This window comes from Maribacter taeanensis, assembly GCF_047345145.1.
Classification (GTDB): Bacteria; Bacteroidota; Bacteroidia; order Flavobacteriales; family Flavobacteriaceae; genus Maribacter_C.
Window position 1 is genome coordinate 1173418 of record NZ_JBLFER010000001.1, and the last position, 19157, is coordinate 1192574.

Genomic DNA, 19157 nt, shown 5'->3' on the forward strand with positions numbered 1-19157 from the left:
TATGCAGTTAAGTATAATCATTCCGTGTTATAATATGGAGCGCTATCTACCAGAGTGTATTGATAGCCTGCTGGATCAAAATTTAAACCCAGCCGAATATGAAATGATAGTGGTCAATGATGAATCAAAAGATTCGACCTTAATCGTTGCTAACAATTATGCAGCGAAGCACGATAACATAATTGTTATTGACAAAAAAAATGCGGGGGTTGGAGCAGCAAGAAATACAGGGTATGATGCAGCTAAGGGGAAATATATTTATTTTCTAGATCCGGATGACTATCTAGCTAAAAATACGGTTACCACGCTTCTAGGTTTAATGGAAAGTAATGATCTAGATATTTTAACCTTTCACAGCATGCCCGTGGTCAAAAGGCATGTGCCGCATTCACTGAACATAGAACATGGCGTAAAGAAACTAGATGTACAAGACGGTATATCTTACATCGCTAATATCAAACATCATAACGAAATTTGGTGGTATTTTATAAAGCGAAGTTTTATGGTATCGACAGGCATTCGTTTCATTGAAGGAAGATGGATGGAGGATGCTATTTTGACCTCAGAACTCTTTCTTAAAGCAAAACGAATGGCCCATGCGGATGTTGATGTACATCGATATCGAATTCTACCCACATCTGCAATGCGTAACAAAAGTCCGGAGCACTATAACAAGGTGATCTATGATAACGCCAATGCAGCTCATGTATATGGCAAACTCATAGAATCGGTACCTAAAGAACACGAAAAAGCAGAACCCTGTATAGAGCGGTTAAAAACACGTCAGCAGTCTTTCGTTTTCTTTTTAATGGTACGGTTAATGAAGTCAGATATCTCGGTGGACAAGATTCCTGAAATGCTGACTGGTTTTGAGAAAATTGACGCGTACCCACTTAAGAAGTTTCTAGGAGTAGATTATCATGGTATAGGCTACTCTATTTTAGTATTTATTTTTAATCGAAAATCTCTAATTAATCCTTTTATAAGGATTTTTAGAACTTTTTATAATATTGGCAAATGAACATTTTAATTACCTCTGCAGGAAGACGCGTTTCTTTGGTGCGGGCATTTCAAAAAGAGTTAAAAAGTATATATCCTGATGGAAAAGTGATTGCCGCTGACGCAAAACCTAAACTATCAGCTGCTTGCCATGCTGCAGATGCGTATTTTCAAGTACCTAGACTAGATAATCCGAAATACATCGCCGATCTTATCTCTCATTGTAAGGCACATCAGATAAAGTTGATTATTCCAACAATTGATACCGAACTGCTCCTATTAGCTAAAAATAATGCTCTTTTAAAGGAGAATGGCATTGTACCCATAATCTCATCTATTTCATTTATTGAAAAATGTCGAGATAAAAGAGTTATTCATGAGTTTTTCAAGGCTCATAATATTGCCATTGCAAAAGAATACAGTAAGGAAGATTACAAGCTCCCGCTTTTTATAAAACCCATTGATGGCAGCCGGAGTGTTGACACCTATCTTATTAAAAAGAAGGAGGATCTTACCGACTATCATTTTGAAAATGAAAAACTAATGTTTCTTGAATATATCGATCATGATAACTTTGAAGAGTTCACTTGTGATTTATACTACAGCAAAGATCATATGTTGAAATGTGCTGTACCAAGAAAACGTGTTGAAGTTAGAGATGGTGAGGTAAATAAAGGTTTGACCCAGAATAATAGTTTGGTCCCCTACATTCAAAAAAACCTAAATTTTGTAGAGGGCGCGATAGGTTGTCTTACTGCACAATTCTTTAAACATAAAAATGAGGATAAATTCTACGGAATTGAAATAAATCCACGTTTCGGCGGAGGGTATCCTCTATCCTATTTAGCTGGAGCAAATTTTCCAAAATGGATTATTGAAGAATATCTTCTTAACAAGAGCATTGATCCGAATTTCGATTGCTGGGAGGATAATTTGCTAATGATTCGCTATGACGACGAAATACTGGTGCATGGATATAAAGATTGATGAAAATACAGTAATCGTTTTTGATTTAGACGACACTCTTTATAATGAAGTGGACTACTTAAGATCTGCATACATAACATTAGCCAAAGAATTAGAACCCAAAAATTGGAAACATCTTTTTTCAATATTGTTTTCTCTCTATCGCAATAAGGAAAACGCCTTTCAGTTTATCAACGAAAAATATGAGATAAACAAGGAAGAATTAATTGTGCAATACCGTACACATATTCCAAACATTACACCATTTGAAGGAGTAATTGAAAATTTTCAACAGATTAAAAAGAAAAATGGTAAAATTGGTGTTCTTACCGACGGGCGTTCTATAACGCAGAGGAATAAATTAAAATCCTTAGGACTTTTACCTTTTATCGACCACATTGTAATATCTGAGGAAATTGGGACTGAAAAGCCAAATGAAGCAAATTTTAAATTTATAGAAAATAAATTTCCATCAAATACGTACTACTACATTGGTGATAATTTTAAAAAAGACTTTATTACCCCAAATCGATTAGGGTGGAGTACTATTGCCTTGGTTGACAATGGTTTGAACATCCATTCTAATTCTAACAAATATACCACTGAGGCTCATCTTCCGCAGCACTACATATTCTCAATTCAGGAGCTTAACTTCATCTAAAATTCAATTTTAACAAAACTGAAATCACTTCGTCGTTTTTTTGAAAAAAAAGTTGTGCAAAAAAGATCCAAATCGTACATTTGGTCGTAAATAAAGTGTAGTTCATCGATGTTTTCAAACAAATCGATGCTTTTAACTCATAAACGCCCCGAAGTTGTGAACACCTATAAACCCTCGATTCTAAAAGATTTTGCTGACAAGTTAAGAGAGAAAGCAGTAATTTGGATGTATAAGCGTTCACAAATTCTGTTCACGTTATTTGTTTAACAACCTTTTTCCTACCTTTGTTCATAGAATGATTAACTATTTTCTTTGAAAAATTTACTTCAAAAGATTGAGCATGCATCAGCGTGCAAGGTTATTTTCACAGACTTTTTCGACACCTTAGTACACAGAACGGTTCATCCCCATTATGCAATAAAATTATGGGGTAAATTTTTAATTCGAGAATTAGGCCTCAAAATTACTACTGATGAGCTTTTTTCCATTCGAATTGATGCCTTGTCCTACCTGTCACAAAAAATGAAGCTCAAAGGTATTGAAATCTCATATGAAGTACTTATTGAAGAAGTACATCGAAGATTGATAAATTCCGAGTCTTTATCTGATGTTTCCTCTGATTACTTCATAGAGATCTTTAAGCAAGCAGATTATGTGGCAGAGGTTTCCGTTCAATTTAAAAACGATGCTATTATTTCCTCACTTAAGACGCTAAAAGAAAAAGGCTATCGCATTTACTTAATTACTGACTTCTTCTTATCCAAAGAAATTATTTTAAAAATATTGACCTTTCATAATATATCGTCAATATTTGATGGGGTTTTCGTTTCATGTGATCTTGGTAAAAGCAAAGAAAACGGATCGATATACCCTTATGTTCTTGATACCACCAATTCTCAAGCTTCAGAGACGATTATGATTGGGGATAACAAGAAAAGTGATATTATTAATTCTGGAAAATTTGGAATTGGTAATGTCCATACAAAGAATTTAAAACATCATTTTCGGAACAAAAGAAATTTGTTAGGTACAGATGAGCGTAGTTTTCAAGAAGTATGTTCAACCGTTGAGAAAAGGTGTATCAAAGGCAAGCATCCATTTAGTGAGTATATAATTCACTTCTATTTTTTTATAGAACGTCTTTATAAAAAGGCCAAACAAGACGGAGTTAAAGATTTGTTCTTTTTAGCACGAGAAGGGCTTTATTTGAAAAAATTATTTGATTCTTATCAAGAGCTTAATCAATTCGACGGTGCTACTAGAATTAGCACACATTATTTGAAAGCTTCAAGGCAATCTGCCCAGCAAATTGCTCTAAAACCTCTTCGTGAAGAAAAATTCGAGAATCTAGGAGGTATGTATGGTCAAATGTCTATTGATCAATTACTATCATGGTTTTTCTTTCCCAAAGAATTAAAAAAGCAACTTTTCTTAGAATTAGAAGTGGGGCCTGACCAAACCTATTCCAATTTGTTCGAGTCAGAACTGATGACAAAGCTTCGAAAGAATGAGCTTTTCATAAATCATTATGAAAAAAACAGAAGCAATCAAAAAGAAGCATTTCACAAGTACCTCAAATCGTTTGGAGCAAATATTGAAGAAAACGGCATTTGCTTAGTTGATGTAGGTTGGGGTGGAACTATGCAAGAATGTATTTATAAATTCCTTAAAAACGAGATTCCGGTAACCGGTTATTACATAGGCTTAAAGGCTATTTACAATATTGAACCTGACACGAAAAGGTTTGGATTAAATTTCTCAATTTATCCAAGCCACGGAATTTCATATGATATACTGAAAGCAAACGGGCAGTTATACGAGCAACTTCTTGGTGCGCCGCATGGCAGTACCTTAGGATACACACTAAGAGAAGGGCAAGCCGAAACCATTGAGTTTCATGAAACTAATGAAAAAAATGTTTTTGAAAATCACATTAAAGAAGTGCAAGATTATATGCAGTTAGAGTTTAAAGAACTCTTTCTAGGTTTGCGATCAATTAATTATTCTCAAGAAATTGTTCAAGAATACTTGACTAATATGGCGATGCGAATCGGAATACTTACCAATAAGAAACGAATTCGTTTTGTTAATCAAATTTCGAAAGGCTTTTATCAAAATGTTGGAGAGAACAAGGTAGGTCTAAACTACAGTCTCGGCCAGCTTACCTCTTCGAAACGATCTCTTCTCATTTTGTTCTTAAGGTCACCTGAAAAGGTATTTCGATATCTCGTTAAGGTTAAACCTTTTTTATACGCTAAGGGCCTATATTGGTGTTCCTGGCCTATTGGCTTGGCTTATTATTATATGAAGTTCAATTTTTGGATAAAAAAGAAGTGGTTTCCAAAACGATTACTGCGCTCTTAAAAGGTTACTTGTTTATTTTATTGGTTTGTTTGTAAATCGTACTTCTTTATCAGTAATTCGCATTTTATAAATACAAAATGGGTTGGTTTTAATCATAACAGGGGCTTTCGTTCGAACTTCGAACTTCGAATCTATAAAAACTTCTGTCTTTGTTTCATCGTAAATAGTAAGCTTAGCTAAGCCATCTCCACTTTGTTCCCCACTACAGTAAGCTATAATAATCTCTTTTGTAAAATCAACATCAGGTAAAGGAAGTCCTGGTTTTCTAGTCTTATTAATTTTGGAATAAAAGCTTTTCAACCTCTTTTGGTCTCTAATAATTAAGGTCTCCTCAACATCAAATTCAGCGCTTTGATCTTGTAAAATTAATACCATTGGACTGTCTGATTTGATTTGACTTTTAGCATTATTATCCGTCATGTTCTTCTGTCCTTTGCAGGATGAAATCATAAAAATGACAATCAAAATAGCATATTTCATTTAATAAAATTTTTATCAAACCTGCTGTTATATGCTTTCTCATAAATCTCCTCATATAAGGGAAGAACATTCAAAATATCAAATCTTTGTGCTGACTTAACCGCATTAAGTTTAAACTCTTCAAGCGCTTCGTCATCCTTTAGAATTTTTAGAGCATTATTTGCCATATCTTCCACGTCACCAATTTCACTTAAGAAACCAGTTATTCCTTGTTCGTTTACTTCAGGAATACCGCCAGCATTACTCGAAATTACTGGTACTTTATTAATCATCGCTTCTAGAGCGGCTAAACCAAAACTCTCAGATTCTGATGGTAGTAAAAACAGATCTGAAAAACATAATATGCGATCAATCTCATTGCTATTTCCTAGAAAAATAACTTTTTCAGCAATCCCTAGTTTCTCACATAGTAGTTCCGCTGCCTCTTTCTCTGGGCCTTCCCCAACCATTACTAATTTAGCTGGAATCTTTTTTCGGACTCTATCAAAAACCTGTATTACGTCAGGTATACGTTTGACCTTTCTAAAGTTACTGATATGGGTTAATATTCTCTCGTTATCAATTGCCATTAGTGAACGTTGACAATCGGTAAATGAACTGCTGTATTTGGACTTATCTATGAAGTTAGGTACAACTTCAATATCTACTTTAATATCAAACAAATTCAAAGTTTGATTTTTCAGGCTTTTTGAAACCGAAGTAACAACGTCAGAATTATTAATGCTAAAAGTAACAGCAGGTCTATAAAATGGATGATTTCCAACCAAAGTAATATCTGTACCATGTAACGTTGTTATCATAGGAATATGAATATTCTCCTCTTCCAACATTTTCTTTGCCATATATCCGGCATAAGCGTGTGGAATTGCATAATGCACATGTAACACATCAATACCATATAACTTCACAGTATCCACTAATTTACTAGATAGTGCTAATTCATAGGGTTGATATTTAAACAAAGGATATTCTGGCACATGAACTTCATGAAAGTGAATTCTGTTATTTAAAAGCCCTAAACGAACGGGTTGTCGGTAGGTCACAAAATGAACTTCATGCCCCCTATTGGCCAGAGCTATCCCAAGCTCTGTGGCCACTACACCACTACCTCCCCAGGTAGGGTAACATACGATAGCTATCTTCATTAATCAAATTTAGTGAAAACAAGATTTAAGTAGGTTTTTGACCTAAATAATTACATTAACTTTAAGATTTTGTGAATTACAAATCTAGTCTACAATAGCATCATAAATTGCTTTTTGGATTCGAGTTCGAAGTCCTGATTTGACCAACAAGGTATTTGATGCTGAAGGATAGGTTCTGTTCGATAAGAAAACATAAACAATCTCCTTTTCAGGATCTGCCCATGTATAGGTTCCCGTAAAACCGCTATGCCCAAAACTTTTTCTTGATACACAACCGCAAGTCGGTCCTTTATCTTTTAATTGTGGCTTATCAAAACCAACACCTCTCCTGACTTTTTTATCACAGAAATAACAGGTATTAAATTTTTTAACAGTACGACCATCTAAAAATTTGACTCCTCCATAGGTGCCATTTTGCAAATACATTTGCATAATTTTTGCAACATCATTAGCATTACTAAAAAGACCTGCGTGTCCTCCTACTCCACCTTGCATTGCTGCGCCCATATCATGTACATAGCCTTGAAGGGTTTGATATCTATAATATTTATCTTCCTCAGAAGGAATTATTTTATTGACGGGAAATTTATCCAAAGGATTATAGCTGGTATTATTAGCTCCAATTCGTTTATACAAAAAGTTATCAGCTAATTTATCTAAGCTTTTTCCATTCTTCTCTTCAATGTACTTTTTCATTACGTAATAAGCCACATCGCTATATCTGTATCTGTTTGACTTTAGATCTTGCCTCCCTATTCGATCATATATCGAATCTTTGTAAGCATCAGTCAAATAGAGATTATTTGCAACCTTCACCGAAAAACCATCTAGAGGTTTATTTCTATAAAACTCTGAAGAAGGCTTCCGTTTTTCATTCAAAGTAGAGACGTAAAAAGCTATCCAAGCTGGTAATCTTCCGTAATGAGATAAAGCTTTTAGAACCGTTACATTTTTTAATTCGGTATTTGAATACTCCGGAACCAAATCAGAAAAGGTATCATTTAAAGCAATTTTGCCTTCTTGCTCCATCTTCATAACCATCGGAACAGTGGCCAAAATTTTGGTGATAGAAGCCAAATCATAGATATGATCTGGGGTAACTTTTTCTTCAGATTTGTATGTCGGCCTTCCAAAACCTTTGTTATAAATCACTTTTCCTTTTCGAGCAATTAATACTTGCGCCCCCGGATACATTAAAGAATCCAATCCATCATTCACTAGCTTATCAACCTGGGTAAGTTTCCTCGCATCAAAACCAACGCGTTCAGGATAACTGTAACCCAGCCTCAACAAAGGCTTTAATCGAATACTCTTATTTACAGGAAATTCTTTGTGAGCCGAGACTGGTAAAACCCCTTTTGAGGGAATCGCACCAAAAATAAGTTGCGCTGCCTTCTCTTGAGCTAACTTACTGTTTTGATGAGCTACTACAACTCCATCGATATTCTTAAAAGAATCAATCCCCAATAGTGCGTAAGGCTTTGCAAAAAGGGTTAAAATTACATTCGAAGTGCGACTTTTTGCAATTTCTTTCAACCATAGTTTTTCCTTTTTTGAAAAACTATAAGACTTCCATGGGCTATCATTGTTTTTATGAAGTCCGACAATGATTAGGTTATAATCATTGAGTTTTCCATTTAAAGTGAAAATATCTTTTCCGTTAACCTGTGTCACCTTTGTGTACTTATTCAATTCATTTATGAAAGGACTACTTTCTGAATCGCCAAACTTCACATAAGCTATCTTCTTATTCTCTAGTTTTTTTATTCCCATCAGGTAATAGTCATTCTTGACTACAGTGATAGCATTTTCAATGGCCTCTTCATATATCAAATCGTCTTCTCTAGAATTTAAATCCTGAATAAGGTTGCTTAGTTTTATCGGGCGATACTTATGAAGACCTACTTTGTATTTCGCCATCAATATCTTCTTTACAGAATAAGCTAAGCGTTCTTCACTAATCTTTCCTTTTTTATAAGCTTTTACAAGCTTTTCTTTTGCCTTGGTAACCTCGGTAGGCATAAGCAACATATCGTTTCCGGCTAAAAAAGCTTTCACCTCAACATCTCCATTTTTACCTGTGTCTGCTACACCCTTCATGTTCAATGCATCAGTAAACACCAAGCCTTTGAAACCCATTTCCTCTTTAAGAACTCCTGAAATAATTTGTTCAGATAATGATGATGGCAAACCTTTTTTGAGTTCAAGGGCAGGAACTTCAAGATGTGCTACCATAATACTACTCACACCAGCATCTATAATTTTTTTATAGGGATACAATTCAATACTATCTAAGCGAGATTTAGGAAAATCAATTACTGGTAGCGATTTATGTGAATCGGTTGCCGTATCACCATGACCGGGAAAGTGTTTCCCACTTGATAAAACTCCTGCACCTTCCATTCCCTTTACAAAGGCAATACCCTTTTCAGTTACGTTCTCACGATCTTCGCCAAAAGAACGACTACCGATTATTGGATTTTTAGGATTGATATTGATATCTACATCTGGTGCAAAATTGATATGTACACCAAGTCGCTTTGCATGTTTCCCGATTTGTTTGCCAACCTTTTCAACAATTTTATTGTCAGAAATAGCCCCTAGGGTCATATTGTACGGAAAAGCATAGGTAGAATCTAGGCGCATTGATAGCCCCCATTCTGCATCCATGCCTATTAAAAGCGGAATATTAGAAGCCTTCTGGTAGGAGTTGGTCAATTTAGCTTGCCGAACAGGTCCGCCAGTAGAAAAAATGACTCCTCCAATGTTTTCTGATTTTATAAGCGCATTAATCTTGTCAGTATTTGACTTACTTTGATCAGAGGCTACACTCACCATAAAAAGCTGCCCCAATTTTTCCTCCAAAGACATTGAATTGTATTTGGAATCTACCCAACTTTTTTGAGCAAGACTATCTTTAACCACTAAAGGGTTACGCTGTGCGGTAACGCAAATGGTAGTGATTAAAAATAAAGGGAGAACTCTTAAAAAATACATATTCGATCGGTCTATCAAAATAACTTAAAACACTCGTATTTATTGCATTTCGTCGGATTTTTAGGACACTTCATCCTAGAAAAAATCACATGACCCTAAACTAATTTCAAAACCTATACCAAAAATGGAATTTTACATAAATCGGCTATGCCAACTTTCAGAGGCGGGAACTTCCCAATGCTCTAGGTACTCGCCTTTTGTAGTAACTAGATTATTGAATACAATAGTATTCTTTGACACCGCTTTTTGCTTTGCCATTTTTTTGAAGTCAAGTAAAGGTTTATAGGCCACAAAATCACCTTGCTTGTATGACACATTCATTTTATCCAATAGCTCAACATTATAGTTCTTTTCTAAATGCTGAATAAAATGAACAGAAGCATCAATGCTGCAGCCTGAGGCAGAGGTATGTGATTGGTCTAATGCTAGAATGATAAAGCGGTTATAACGTATTTCAAAACCTGCTTTTAAGTCCTGACCGTGAGCCGTCCATTCAGATATAAAGTTATTAAAGGCCTCCTTTAATTCTACCAATTCATCTGAATTAAAACTTCTACTCGCTTGATATATCCAAACTCTTGATGTGTCAGGAAGTGTTTCAAATTCTACTAGCATATTTAAAGTTCAAGTTTAAGTACTAAATAATAAGTCTTAATACTACATTGATATTTGGGGCAATTTGAAATTTTATGGGTATTATAAATCTTCAGCCGTGGCAATAAGTTCGGCGATATCCATTACAGCGATGTCAGCTTCTTTTTCTTTATTCTTTACACCATCAGTCATCATGGTATTACAAAAAGGACAACCAGCTGCAATAATCTCAGGTTTTGTTTCTAAAGCTTGTTCTGTACGCTCTATATTAATGTCTTTATCTCCCTTTTCAGGTTCTTTGAACATTTGCGCTCCACCAGCACCACAACATAGCCCTCTTGATTTACAACTTTTCATTTCAATCAATTCGGCATCCAGTTTTTGGATTAATTCCCTTGGCGCTTCATAAACTCCATTCGCTCTGCCTAAATAACAGGGGTCATGAAAAGTTATTCGCTTTCCTTTGAATTGACCACCTTCCATTGAAATTCTTCCTTCTGAGAGAAGTTCTTTTAAAAATTGAGTATGATGAACCACATCATAGTTACCTCCTAACCCTGGATATTCATTTTTAATGGTATTAAAGCAATGAGGGCATGCAGTAACTACTTTTTTCACTTCATAAGCGTTCATTACCTCAATATTTGTAACGGCCTGCATTTGAAATAAAAATTCATTACCAGCCCTTTTGGCGGGATCACCAGAGCAACTCTCCTCAGTACCAAGAACAGCAAATGAAACATTCGCTTTATTCAAGATTTTCACAAAGGCCTTGGTGATTTTTTTTGCTCTATCATCAAAACTACCTGCACAACCAACCCAAAATAAAACCTCAGGTTGTTGACCAGCGGCGAAAAGTTCTGCCATAGTTGGTACTTTCAATGTATTCTCCATAAGCTCAATATAATTTTAAGATTCTTCTACCCAGTTCAAACGGTCCATTTGATTGAAAGGCCAAGGGGCTCCATTGTTTTCAATATTCCCCATCATATTATTTAAATCTGAAGGAGCAGCAGATTGTTCCATAACCAAATACTGACGCATATCCATAATTATGGATAATGGATCAATACTTACAGGGCAAGCCTGAACACATGCGTTACAAGAAGTACATGCCCATAGCTCTTCGTTGGTTATATAATCGCCTAAAAGTTGTTTACCATCGTCTACAAATACTCCTTTATTTGAGTCTATATTTTTACCTACCTCCTCTAGTCGATCACGCGTATCCATCATTATCTTTCTAGGAGACAATTTCTTACCCGTTTGATTCGCCGGACATTCGCTAGTACATCTACCACATTCCGTGCAGGTATAAGCATTTAAAAGCTGTACCCAGCTTAAATCAGTAACATCCGAAGCTCCAAATTTTTCCGGATCAGGAGCATCCTCAGCAGGGGCCGCAAAAGGGTCAGCATCCGGATCCATCATTAGTTTTACCTCCTGAGTTACAGCATTATTGTTCTTGAACTGTCCTTGAGGAATCAGTTTCCCAAAAAATGTATTTGGAAAAGCCAAAAGAATATGTAAATGCTTCGAATAGTACAAATAGTTGAGAAAGATTAAAATACCAATAATATGCACCCACCATGCACCACGTTCTACCAAATGCAAAGTGTTTTCAGACAAACCACTAAACAAAGGTGTAATATATTGACTTACTACATTACCAGCATCTAAACTCTGAAAGCTACTATCAGTTGCATTCATTACCAAAAACAGGCACATTAAAACAACCTCAAAGTACAGAATAATATTTCCGTCATTTTTGGGCCATCCGGTCATTTCTTTGCTTAGAAAACGCTTTAGTTTTATAATATTCCTCCGAAACCAGAAAGCGAAGACTACAATTAAAACTAATACCGCTAATATTTCGAAAGAGCCTATTAGAAATCCGTAGACAGATTCATTCAAAACTTTTAAGCCTATTCGATGCGTTCCAAAAAGACCGTCGATTATAATTTCTAGAACTTCTATATTGATAATTATAAAACCGACATAAACAATTACATGAAGAAAACCTGCAATCGGTCGTACTACCATTTTGGTTTGACCCAAAGCAATTTTGGCCATGTTCATCCACCTTTGGGGCTTGTTATCAGAGACATCAACTTCTTTACCTAAGTTGATATTTCTTCGTAAACGCTGCACATTTTTAGCGAAGAAACCAAGGCCCGCTAAAAGTACAATTGCAAATAAAATATTGGGGAGGTATTGCATGAATTAGTTTTCGATTTTTTCTGCTGGATCTTCTTCTGGAACTTCATACTCCTTTTGCTTCTTACCAAAAACAGAAACATTTACATAACGTTTCGGATTTAATCTAAAGTCTTGAAGCAATAAATCAAGTTCGCGAGAGGCACTATTCAAATTTGTGTAGAGTGCTTCATCTTTCATTAATTTTCCTAAGGTTCCATCACCATTTTCTATTTTTCCTATCAAACTATTTAAGTTTGAAACTGTAGATTCTAAGCTCGCCAAAGTTCTACCTAAACCAGCGTTGTTCAAGGAATCAGAAAGTTTTGAGAAATTTGAAGTAAGATCTTCAAAATTAGTGAGTGAGTTATCTAGCTTACTTTCGTTATTTTTCAACAATCGGTTCAAAGTGCTACCAGCTCCTTTTAAATCTGTCATTAACAGACTTAAATCATTTATAACTTGCCGTAGATCTCTTTTAGCTTTTGTATCTAAAACAGCGTTAACATTTAACATTACAGAGTCTGCATCTGTCAAGGCTGCTTCAAATTTTTCCAAAATTGGAGATAATTTTTGATCTGCAACCTCGCTCAAACTTGCTTTTGTTTTTGTTTCTAGTGTATCTCCTGAAGTAACAGGCATTCCTTCAAAAAGTGGGTTGATTCTCAATCCTTTTCCTCCTATTAAACCAGTATCATAAAGCTCAACTGTGCTACCTTTAGAAAATTGTAATTCTCTATTCACGGAAAACGTAACCAATAAATTACCAGATGCGTCTTTGAATTTTACAGTATTAACAGTACCCACATTTTTTCCATTAATAGATACCGCTGTGCCATTTTGAAGTCCTCCTACGTTATTGTAGACTGCGTAGAGTGTTAAATCATTATCAAAAATCGATGTAGACTTCAGGAAACTGTAACCAAAAATGACACACAATATGCCCATAATGACTATCAGACCTGTTTTAATTTCCCTAGATAATTTCAAATGGATGGTTTTAGGATTCTAAACAAAATTAATTATAAATATCTGCACACAGTCATTATTCTGAAACCATTTTAATGGCTTGAGGTGTCGGAATTCGAACTCCATCCTTATAGGCCACAATATAAGAAGTAGTATATCCCTTTCTATCAGCATTTCTTTTCAAAAGCTGAGCTTCCTCATAAGAACCTGCGCTACCATACATATACCTAAATAGATTTTTGTAAGGTTCTTTAGACAGTTTATTCAGACCATTAAACCTGCTTGGTTCTAGTGGCAGGTCTTTGGAGCCTGCCATAAGTTGCACTCTAAATTCAATATTAAAAACAGGCTTGTCAGGTTTCGAAATTTCTTTAGTAGGTGCAGACTCCTTTTCTTTGGGAGCAACTGTTATCGTAGGTTCTTTAATTGGTTCCTTGATTATTTCTTTTTTAACCACAGGTTCTGTTTCGGTGACTTTTGGTAGTTCTTTCTCCACAACTTCTTGTTTAACATCCCCTGGAGTAACTTCAGGAAGTTTTACTTCCTCCTTAACTTTGGGTATGTTTTGTTCAGCAGCAACTACTTTTTCCTGTGAATTTTTTACACCCTCGTCCAAATTTGGTGCATCATCTATGGGGCTGGCCGCAGGGTCTTTTGCAAATTGTTCTGCTGTATCTTCTTCTGCAATAGTCTCCTTATTTTTTGGTTTTGTATCAATCGCCATAACTTCCTTTTCAGGGTCTGGTGCCGGCATAATAACTTTTTTAGGGCTTTCACTCAAACTTGAAGCAACTCCATTTTTATAAGATAAAATAGCCTCTGCAACCGCTGTACCCATTTCCATTTGTCCCCTTTTTGAATTTAAATAGGCCCCTTCTTTGTCATTGGTAAGAAATCCTGTTTCCACCAAAACACTCGGCATAAATGTTTGATGCAAAACAATAAACCCGGCTTGTTTTACCTCTCGATTCTTTCTTTTTAATTTATTTGAAAAATTATCTTGAATAGCTTTTGCTAAAGAAATACTTTGATCTAAAAATTCCTCTTGCATAATTGTGAGCCCAATAACAGATTCCGGAGAATTAATATCATAATCTGCATAACGCGTCTCATAGTTATCTTCTAGATAAATAACCGAGTTTTCTTTCTTTGCGATTTCAAAGTTTTGTTTATTGGCATGAAGTCCTAAAACAAAAGTTCCAGCTCCGAAGGCGTCAGAGGTATGCGAATCACAATGAACAGAAACAAAAAGATCAGCATTTGCTTTGTTGGCTATTTCACCCCTTACAAAAAGATCAATAAAAGTATCGTCCTTTCGTGTATAAATTACCTTTATATTAGAGTTTCGCTCCAAAATAGAACCTACCTGTAAAACAATATTAAGGGCTATATTCTTTTCCAAATAACCATTTCCTAAATTCCCAGGGTCATGTCCTCCGTGCCCAGCGTCAAGCACAACAACAAACTCCTTGGCGCCATTTTCTTGAGCACTAATATTGACAAATGATGTTAGCAAGAGTATAATTACTAAAAACGGAATAACATTAAAACGTTTCGAAATCATATAATTGAGGTGTTTCAGCACTTTTAAAATGGTTAAATTTATTGTAATACCCTATCTAGGGAACAAAAAATATATGTAAGTTTGACCTCCTAAAGTGAAGCCAAACCTTTACAAAAATAGGATATATAGCCTTGCAATCAAATAAACATCTTTTACTTTTCCTCTTCCTACTTTTGATTGGTGTGGTTTCTGGGCTAGCTCAAGAAGACAAAATCATCAGTTTACCCATCAAGGCAGCAAAAGATACAATAGTCGCTCCCTTATTCCCTAGCCCGGTAGAAAAAGATACTATTTTAAATGATTCAACCCAGATAGCAACTGCAAATGGTGAGTCTCCATTACTTCTAGATAAGATAAAGTACAAGGCAAAAGATTCTATCATTTTAAGTCAAAAGAATCAAAAGATATACTTGTATAATGAGGCGGAAATCTACTATCAAGATACTGAACTGAAGGCAGGAATCATTATCATGGACTATGTTAATAATGAGGTCTATGCCGGTCGTATGAAAGATACTTTGGGGGTCTATTCACAATTGCCCTATTTTAAACAAGGAGATCAGGTGGTAATTCCAGATTCTATTCGGTTTAATTTTGACACCCAAAAGGCTTTGATATTTAATTCAAGAACTGAACAACAAGCTGGGGCTGGTCAGCTTGGAAATGATGCCATGAAAGTATATGCAGAAATCACTAAGAAAGAAAATGATTCTGTTTACTTTATGAGTGAAGCTAGAATCACTACTGCTGAGGACACCATAAATCCAGATTATTACATACGAGTCAGAAAAGCCAAATTAGTGCCGGGCAAGAAAGTTATTGCCGGGTTAAGTAATATTTATATTGCTGATGTGCCAACGCCTATTGGCTTACCTTTCGCTTACTTTCCTTTAAGTGTAGGCAGAACGGCGGGTCTACTTATGCCTTCGATTGGTAATGACCCTAATAGAGGTTATTTTTTACAAAATGGAGGATATTACCTGCCTATTGGAGATAATTTAGATATTGAACTTACCGGAGATTTTTATACCAATGGAAGCTGGGGAATAAGGTCACGATCCAATTATGTCAAACGTTATAAATATAGCGGAAGTATCAATCTTAGATACGAGAATCTAGTTACTAGCCAAAAAGGGTTTAGCGATTTTAGTAGAAGCTCAAATTATAATATTCAAATTTCACATTCTCAAGATCAGAAGGCGAGTCCTAATTCAAGGTTTTCCGCTTCTGTGAATCTGGGAAGTAGTCAATATTTTCAAAATGCTTTAGGTAGGGTAAGTAGCGGTAATTTATTACGTAATAATTTATCTTCCTCGATTTCCTATTCGAAAACTTTTCCTGCCTATCCCTCAGTAAATGCAAGTATTACAGCTACCCATAGTCAGAATACTTCTCCAGGATCAACAGACGATGGCAAAGACAATATTCAAATGACATTACCAACTTTTCAGGCAAGTATGGAACGTATCTTTCCATTTGCCAAGAGAGATGGTATTAAAAAAGGTGTTTTTCAGAATATAAACTTACAATATGATGTCAATGCCAGATATTCGTTAACTACCAATGATGAAGATTTTCTAAAAGCAGAAATGTTCGACAATGGAAGATTTGGTGCACGACACCGTATTCCTTTAGCTACTAACTTTAAATTACTGAAATACCTTAGTGTTAGTATGGGAGGTAATTATGAGGATATTTGGACTTTAGAGACTTTCAACCAACGTTTTGAAGAAGCCGAAGAACCTACACAAAGAGGAACCGTAGTAAGAGATACCATTAAAGGTTTTGATCGTTACAATTCGTATAATTTTAGTGCTAGCATAGGAACAACTCTTTACGGCACATTTCGTTTTGGAGACGATAAAAAAGTTCAGGCGATACGCCATGTTATGAGACCATCATTAAGCTATGGATATGCCCCGTCATTTGATCAGTTCTATGACGAATATATTGGAGAAAATGGAGAAGTTGTGCAATTCAGCAGATTTGAAGGAACGCTAAATGGAGCACCTAGACTAGGCAAGTCGAATAGCATCAGCTTTTCTTTAGCAAATACTTTAGAAGCAAAAGTTAGAGATAAAGACTCAACAGTTATTGAACCAAAAAAGGTTCCTATTCTAAGTAATTTAAATATTTCGACAGGTTATAATCTAGAAGCAGATTCGTTAAAATTGAGCCCGTTAAGTTTAAATGGAGGTACAACCATTTTGAACAATAAAATGTCTATCAATTTCTCTGCTGGCTTAGATCCGTATGCTATTGATAACAACGGAAGACGCATCAACACTTTTAATATTGACAATGGGGGTAGTCTATTAAGATTAACTAGAGCCAATGTTAATATTGGTTATCGAATTGACAGTGAGATGTTTCGAAAAAAGGAAGAAGACGAAGAGGAGGATAAAAATGAAGAAGAAGCAGGTCAATTTGACTATTCTGCGCAGGATGATTTAAACAATCCTTTTGAAAGAGTTGACGAATATGGAAATAGGGAATATGATGAAGATACCCGAAGAGATCAAGATATAGACAACCCAGTTTATGCCTCTAAAATACCTTGGGACTTTAATCTGGCCTACTCAGCGACGTATAATAATTCGACAAGACAAAATGAATTTGGTAGCCACTCTTTGATGGTACGAGGAAACATTCAACTGAGCCCACGTTGGAAAATTGGAGGTTCTACAGGGTACGACTTTAAGGGGAAAGGATTTACACTTACCCAGCTTAACATTTCAAGAAAATTAGGTAGTTTCAATATGCGCTTTAACTGGACCCCTTTTGGTCAATATAAACGCTGGGACTTTTTTATTGGAATAACTTCTGATATTCTAAAAGATTTGAAATGGGAAAACAGAAGTCAACCACCCAGAAGATGATTATTGGAAATAAATCAAAAAGTAGATTACTCTTTCTTAGGGAATAACAATAAAAGCTGTTTTATGAAAAAAATTATAAATACTTCGAATGCCCCTGCTCCTATTGGACCTTATAATCAAGCCATTTTAAGTGGAAATACATTGTACATTTCTGGTCAGATACCTATGGATGCAGAAACTGGAAACCTTATTGAAGGAAATATTCAAAAGGAAACTAAGCAGTGTATGAAAAACTTAAAAGCGATTCTTACGGAAGCCGGAATGACCTTTGAAAACGTTGTAAAGTCTTCTATTTTTCTTGCGGATATGAATCAATTTTCTCAAGTAAATGAAGTATACGCATCTTACTTTAAAGCTGGAACTGCTCCTGCTCGGGAAACCGTAGAAGTAGCAAATCTACCTAAATTCGTTAATGTAGAGATTTCAATGATAGCGGTCTCCTAGGTTCTAAATCGTTTCTTTATGAAATTCTACCAGACCCTCTATTGGTCTTTGTCGAATAACACCAACTATTAGATCATTACGTTTTAGAACATTTACCAGTTCGTCCTTTAGGTAATATGCAATGCTGCCCACAAAATTGATTGGTACTTTCGTGGCCAATTCAAATTGCATGATGTAATTATTGACAAACTGTTGAAAGCCCTTGTCAATGACCCCTTTGCAATATGGATGCTCTTTATTCTCTACTAAAAAACGAGCAAAAGTGGCTAAATACGTATTTGGGTTAGGTTGTTTATACAAGTTCTCTTTGATCACATCTGCATCTAAATCATAACCTTTCGCAAATTTCATTGCTAAATCTTGAGGCATTTTATGAAAGTAGTAATCACGTATTAATTTCCGTCCGAAGAAATTACCGCTTCCATCATCCATGGGAATATAACCAAGCGATGTTACTTTTTGAAAGAGCTGATGTCCATCATAATAGCTGCAATTTGAACCCGTGCCTAGAATACAAACAATACCTTGATGACCTATTTTGGTAGTGGAAAAAATTGCGGCATAGGTATCCTCCTTCACTTCAGCTTTTGCATTTGGAAAGAAATCAGAAAAAATTCCTTTGAGAAAATTCTTCATCCGATCTGTTCCACAACCTGCACCGTAAAAATACAGACGCGTTACTTCCTCTTTGTTTTTTGACAGCTCAAAATTGTTGGCTAATCGATCTTCTATTACCGCTTTCGTAAGCACTTCAGGACTTAACCCTAAAGTTTGAGTAAGAAAAAGTTGTTCTCCTTTTTCGTCTAATGCTATCCAATCTGCTTTAGTAGCACCGCTATCAACAATTAATATCATACTGTCAATTTTAAAAGTAGTATCCTGAAAACAAGTGTATAACC

14 protein-coding genes and 1 pseudogene are annotated in these 19157 nt (G+C 35.5%); 6 read left to right on the forward strand and 9 right to left on the reverse strand.

Features of this window, described 5'->3' with window-relative positions; all coding sequences use genetic code 11:
• Window position 1: 1 nt before the first annotated feature.
• The 4 genes from ACKWCD_RS05175 (at window position 2) to ACKWCD_RS05190 (ending at window position 4990) form a co-directional block, all read left to right on the forward strand.
• A complete protein-coding gene (locus ACKWCD_RS05175) occupies window positions 2-1021 on the forward strand; it encodes a glycosyltransferase (protein WP_413982865.1) in 1020 nt (339 codons plus the stop codon).
• The gene (locus ACKWCD_RS05180; protein WP_413982866.1) at window positions 1018-1986 is read left to right on the forward strand and encodes an ATP-grasp domain-containing protein; all 969 of its coding nucleotides are present in this window, start codon (window positions 1018-1020) and stop codon (window positions 1984-1986) included. Before ACKWCD_RS05175 ends, ACKWCD_RS05180 begins: the two co-directional genes overlap by 4 nt.
• A complete protein-coding gene (locus ACKWCD_RS05185) occupies window positions 1970-2626 on the forward strand; it encodes an HAD family hydrolase (protein WP_413982867.1) in 657 nt (218 codons plus the stop codon). The genes ACKWCD_RS05180 and ACKWCD_RS05185 overlap by 17 nt, the downstream gene beginning before the upstream one ends.
• Window positions 2627-2938: 312 nt before the next feature.
• The gene (locus ACKWCD_RS05190; RefSeq protein ID WP_413982868.1) at window positions 2939-4990 is read left to right on the forward strand and encodes an HAD hydrolase-like protein; all 2052 of its coding nucleotides are present in this window, start codon (window positions 2939-2941) and stop codon (window positions 4988-4990) included.
• A 12-nt stretch (window positions 4991-5002) separates the two neighbouring features.
• Here ACKWCD_RS05190 and ACKWCD_RS05195 read toward each other — a convergent pair whose 3' ends face one another.
• The 8 genes and pseudogenes from ACKWCD_RS05195 to ACKWCD_RS05230 form a co-directional block, all read right to left on the reverse strand.
• Window positions 5003-5470 (reverse strand): hypothetical protein, encoded by a 468-nt coding sequence (locus ACKWCD_RS05195; RefSeq protein ID WP_413982869.1) that lies wholly within the window; start codon window positions 5468-5470, stop codon window positions 5003-5005.
• Complete coding sequence (gene bshA / locus ACKWCD_RS05200) at window positions 5467-6615, reverse strand: N-acetyl-alpha-D-glucosaminyl L-malate synthase BshA (protein ID WP_413982870.1); 1149 nt, start codon at window positions 6613-6615, stop codon at window positions 5467-5469. The genes ACKWCD_RS05195 and bshA overlap by 4 nt, the downstream gene beginning before the upstream one ends.
• A gap of 84 nt (window positions 6616-6699) precedes the next feature.
• Entirely contained in the window at window positions 6700-9612 is a 2913-nt protein-coding gene (locus ACKWCD_RS05205; RefSeq protein ID WP_413982871.1) for a glycoside hydrolase family 3 N-terminal domain-containing protein, read from the reverse strand.
• Between the two features lie 132 nt (window positions 9613-9744).
• Window positions 9745-10227: an ABC transporter ATPase gene (locus ACKWCD_RS05210; RefSeq protein WP_413982872.1), complete on the reverse strand. Its 483-nt coding sequence runs from the start codon at window positions 10225-10227 to the stop codon at window positions 9745-9747.
• 81 nt (window positions 10228-10308) lie between these two features.
• Window positions 10309-11100: a (Fe-S)-binding protein gene (locus ACKWCD_RS05215; RefSeq protein WP_413982873.1), complete on the reverse strand. Its 792-nt coding sequence runs from the start codon at window positions 11098-11100 to the stop codon at window positions 10309-10311.
• 15 nt (window positions 11101-11115) lie between these two features.
• A complete protein-coding gene (locus ACKWCD_RS05220) occupies window positions 11116-12426 on the reverse strand; it encodes a 4Fe-4S dicluster domain-containing protein (protein ID WP_413982874.1) in 1311 nt (436 codons plus the stop codon).
• A gap of 3 nt (window positions 12427-12429) precedes the next feature.
• Entirely contained in the window at window positions 12430-13392 is a 963-nt protein-coding gene (locus ACKWCD_RS05225) for an MlaD family protein (protein ID WP_413982875.1), read from the reverse strand.
• Window positions 13393-14143: 751 nt separating this feature from the next.
• A pseudogene (locus tag ACKWCD_RS05230) lies at window positions 14144-14935 on the reverse strand (N-acetylmuramoyl-L-alanine amidase family protein); the annotation flags it as partial.
• 131 nt (window positions 14936-15066) lie between these two features.
• Between ACKWCD_RS05230 and ACKWCD_RS05235 the strand changes: the two are divergent.
• Window positions 15067-17814 carry a putative LPS assembly protein LptD gene (locus ACKWCD_RS05235; protein WP_413982876.1) on the forward strand — a complete coding sequence of 916 codons (2748 nt, stop codon included), beginning with the start codon at window positions 15067-15069 and terminating at the stop codon, window positions 17812-17814.
• A 63-nt stretch (window positions 17815-17877) separates the two neighbouring features.
• The gene (locus ACKWCD_RS05240) at window positions 17878-18258 is read left to right on the forward strand and encodes a RidA family protein (RefSeq protein WP_413982877.1); all 381 of its coding nucleotides are present in this window, start codon (window positions 17878-17880) and stop codon (window positions 18256-18258) included.
• 3 nt (window positions 18259-18261) lie between these two features.
• Here the strand turns inward: ACKWCD_RS05240 and ACKWCD_RS05245 are convergent, their stop codons facing one another.
• Window positions 18262-19113: an N-acetylglucosamine kinase gene (locus tag ACKWCD_RS05245; RefSeq protein ID WP_413982878.1), complete on the reverse strand. Its 852-nt coding sequence runs from the start codon at window positions 19111-19113 to the stop codon at window positions 18262-18264.
• Window positions 19114-19157 lie beyond the last annotated feature (44 nt).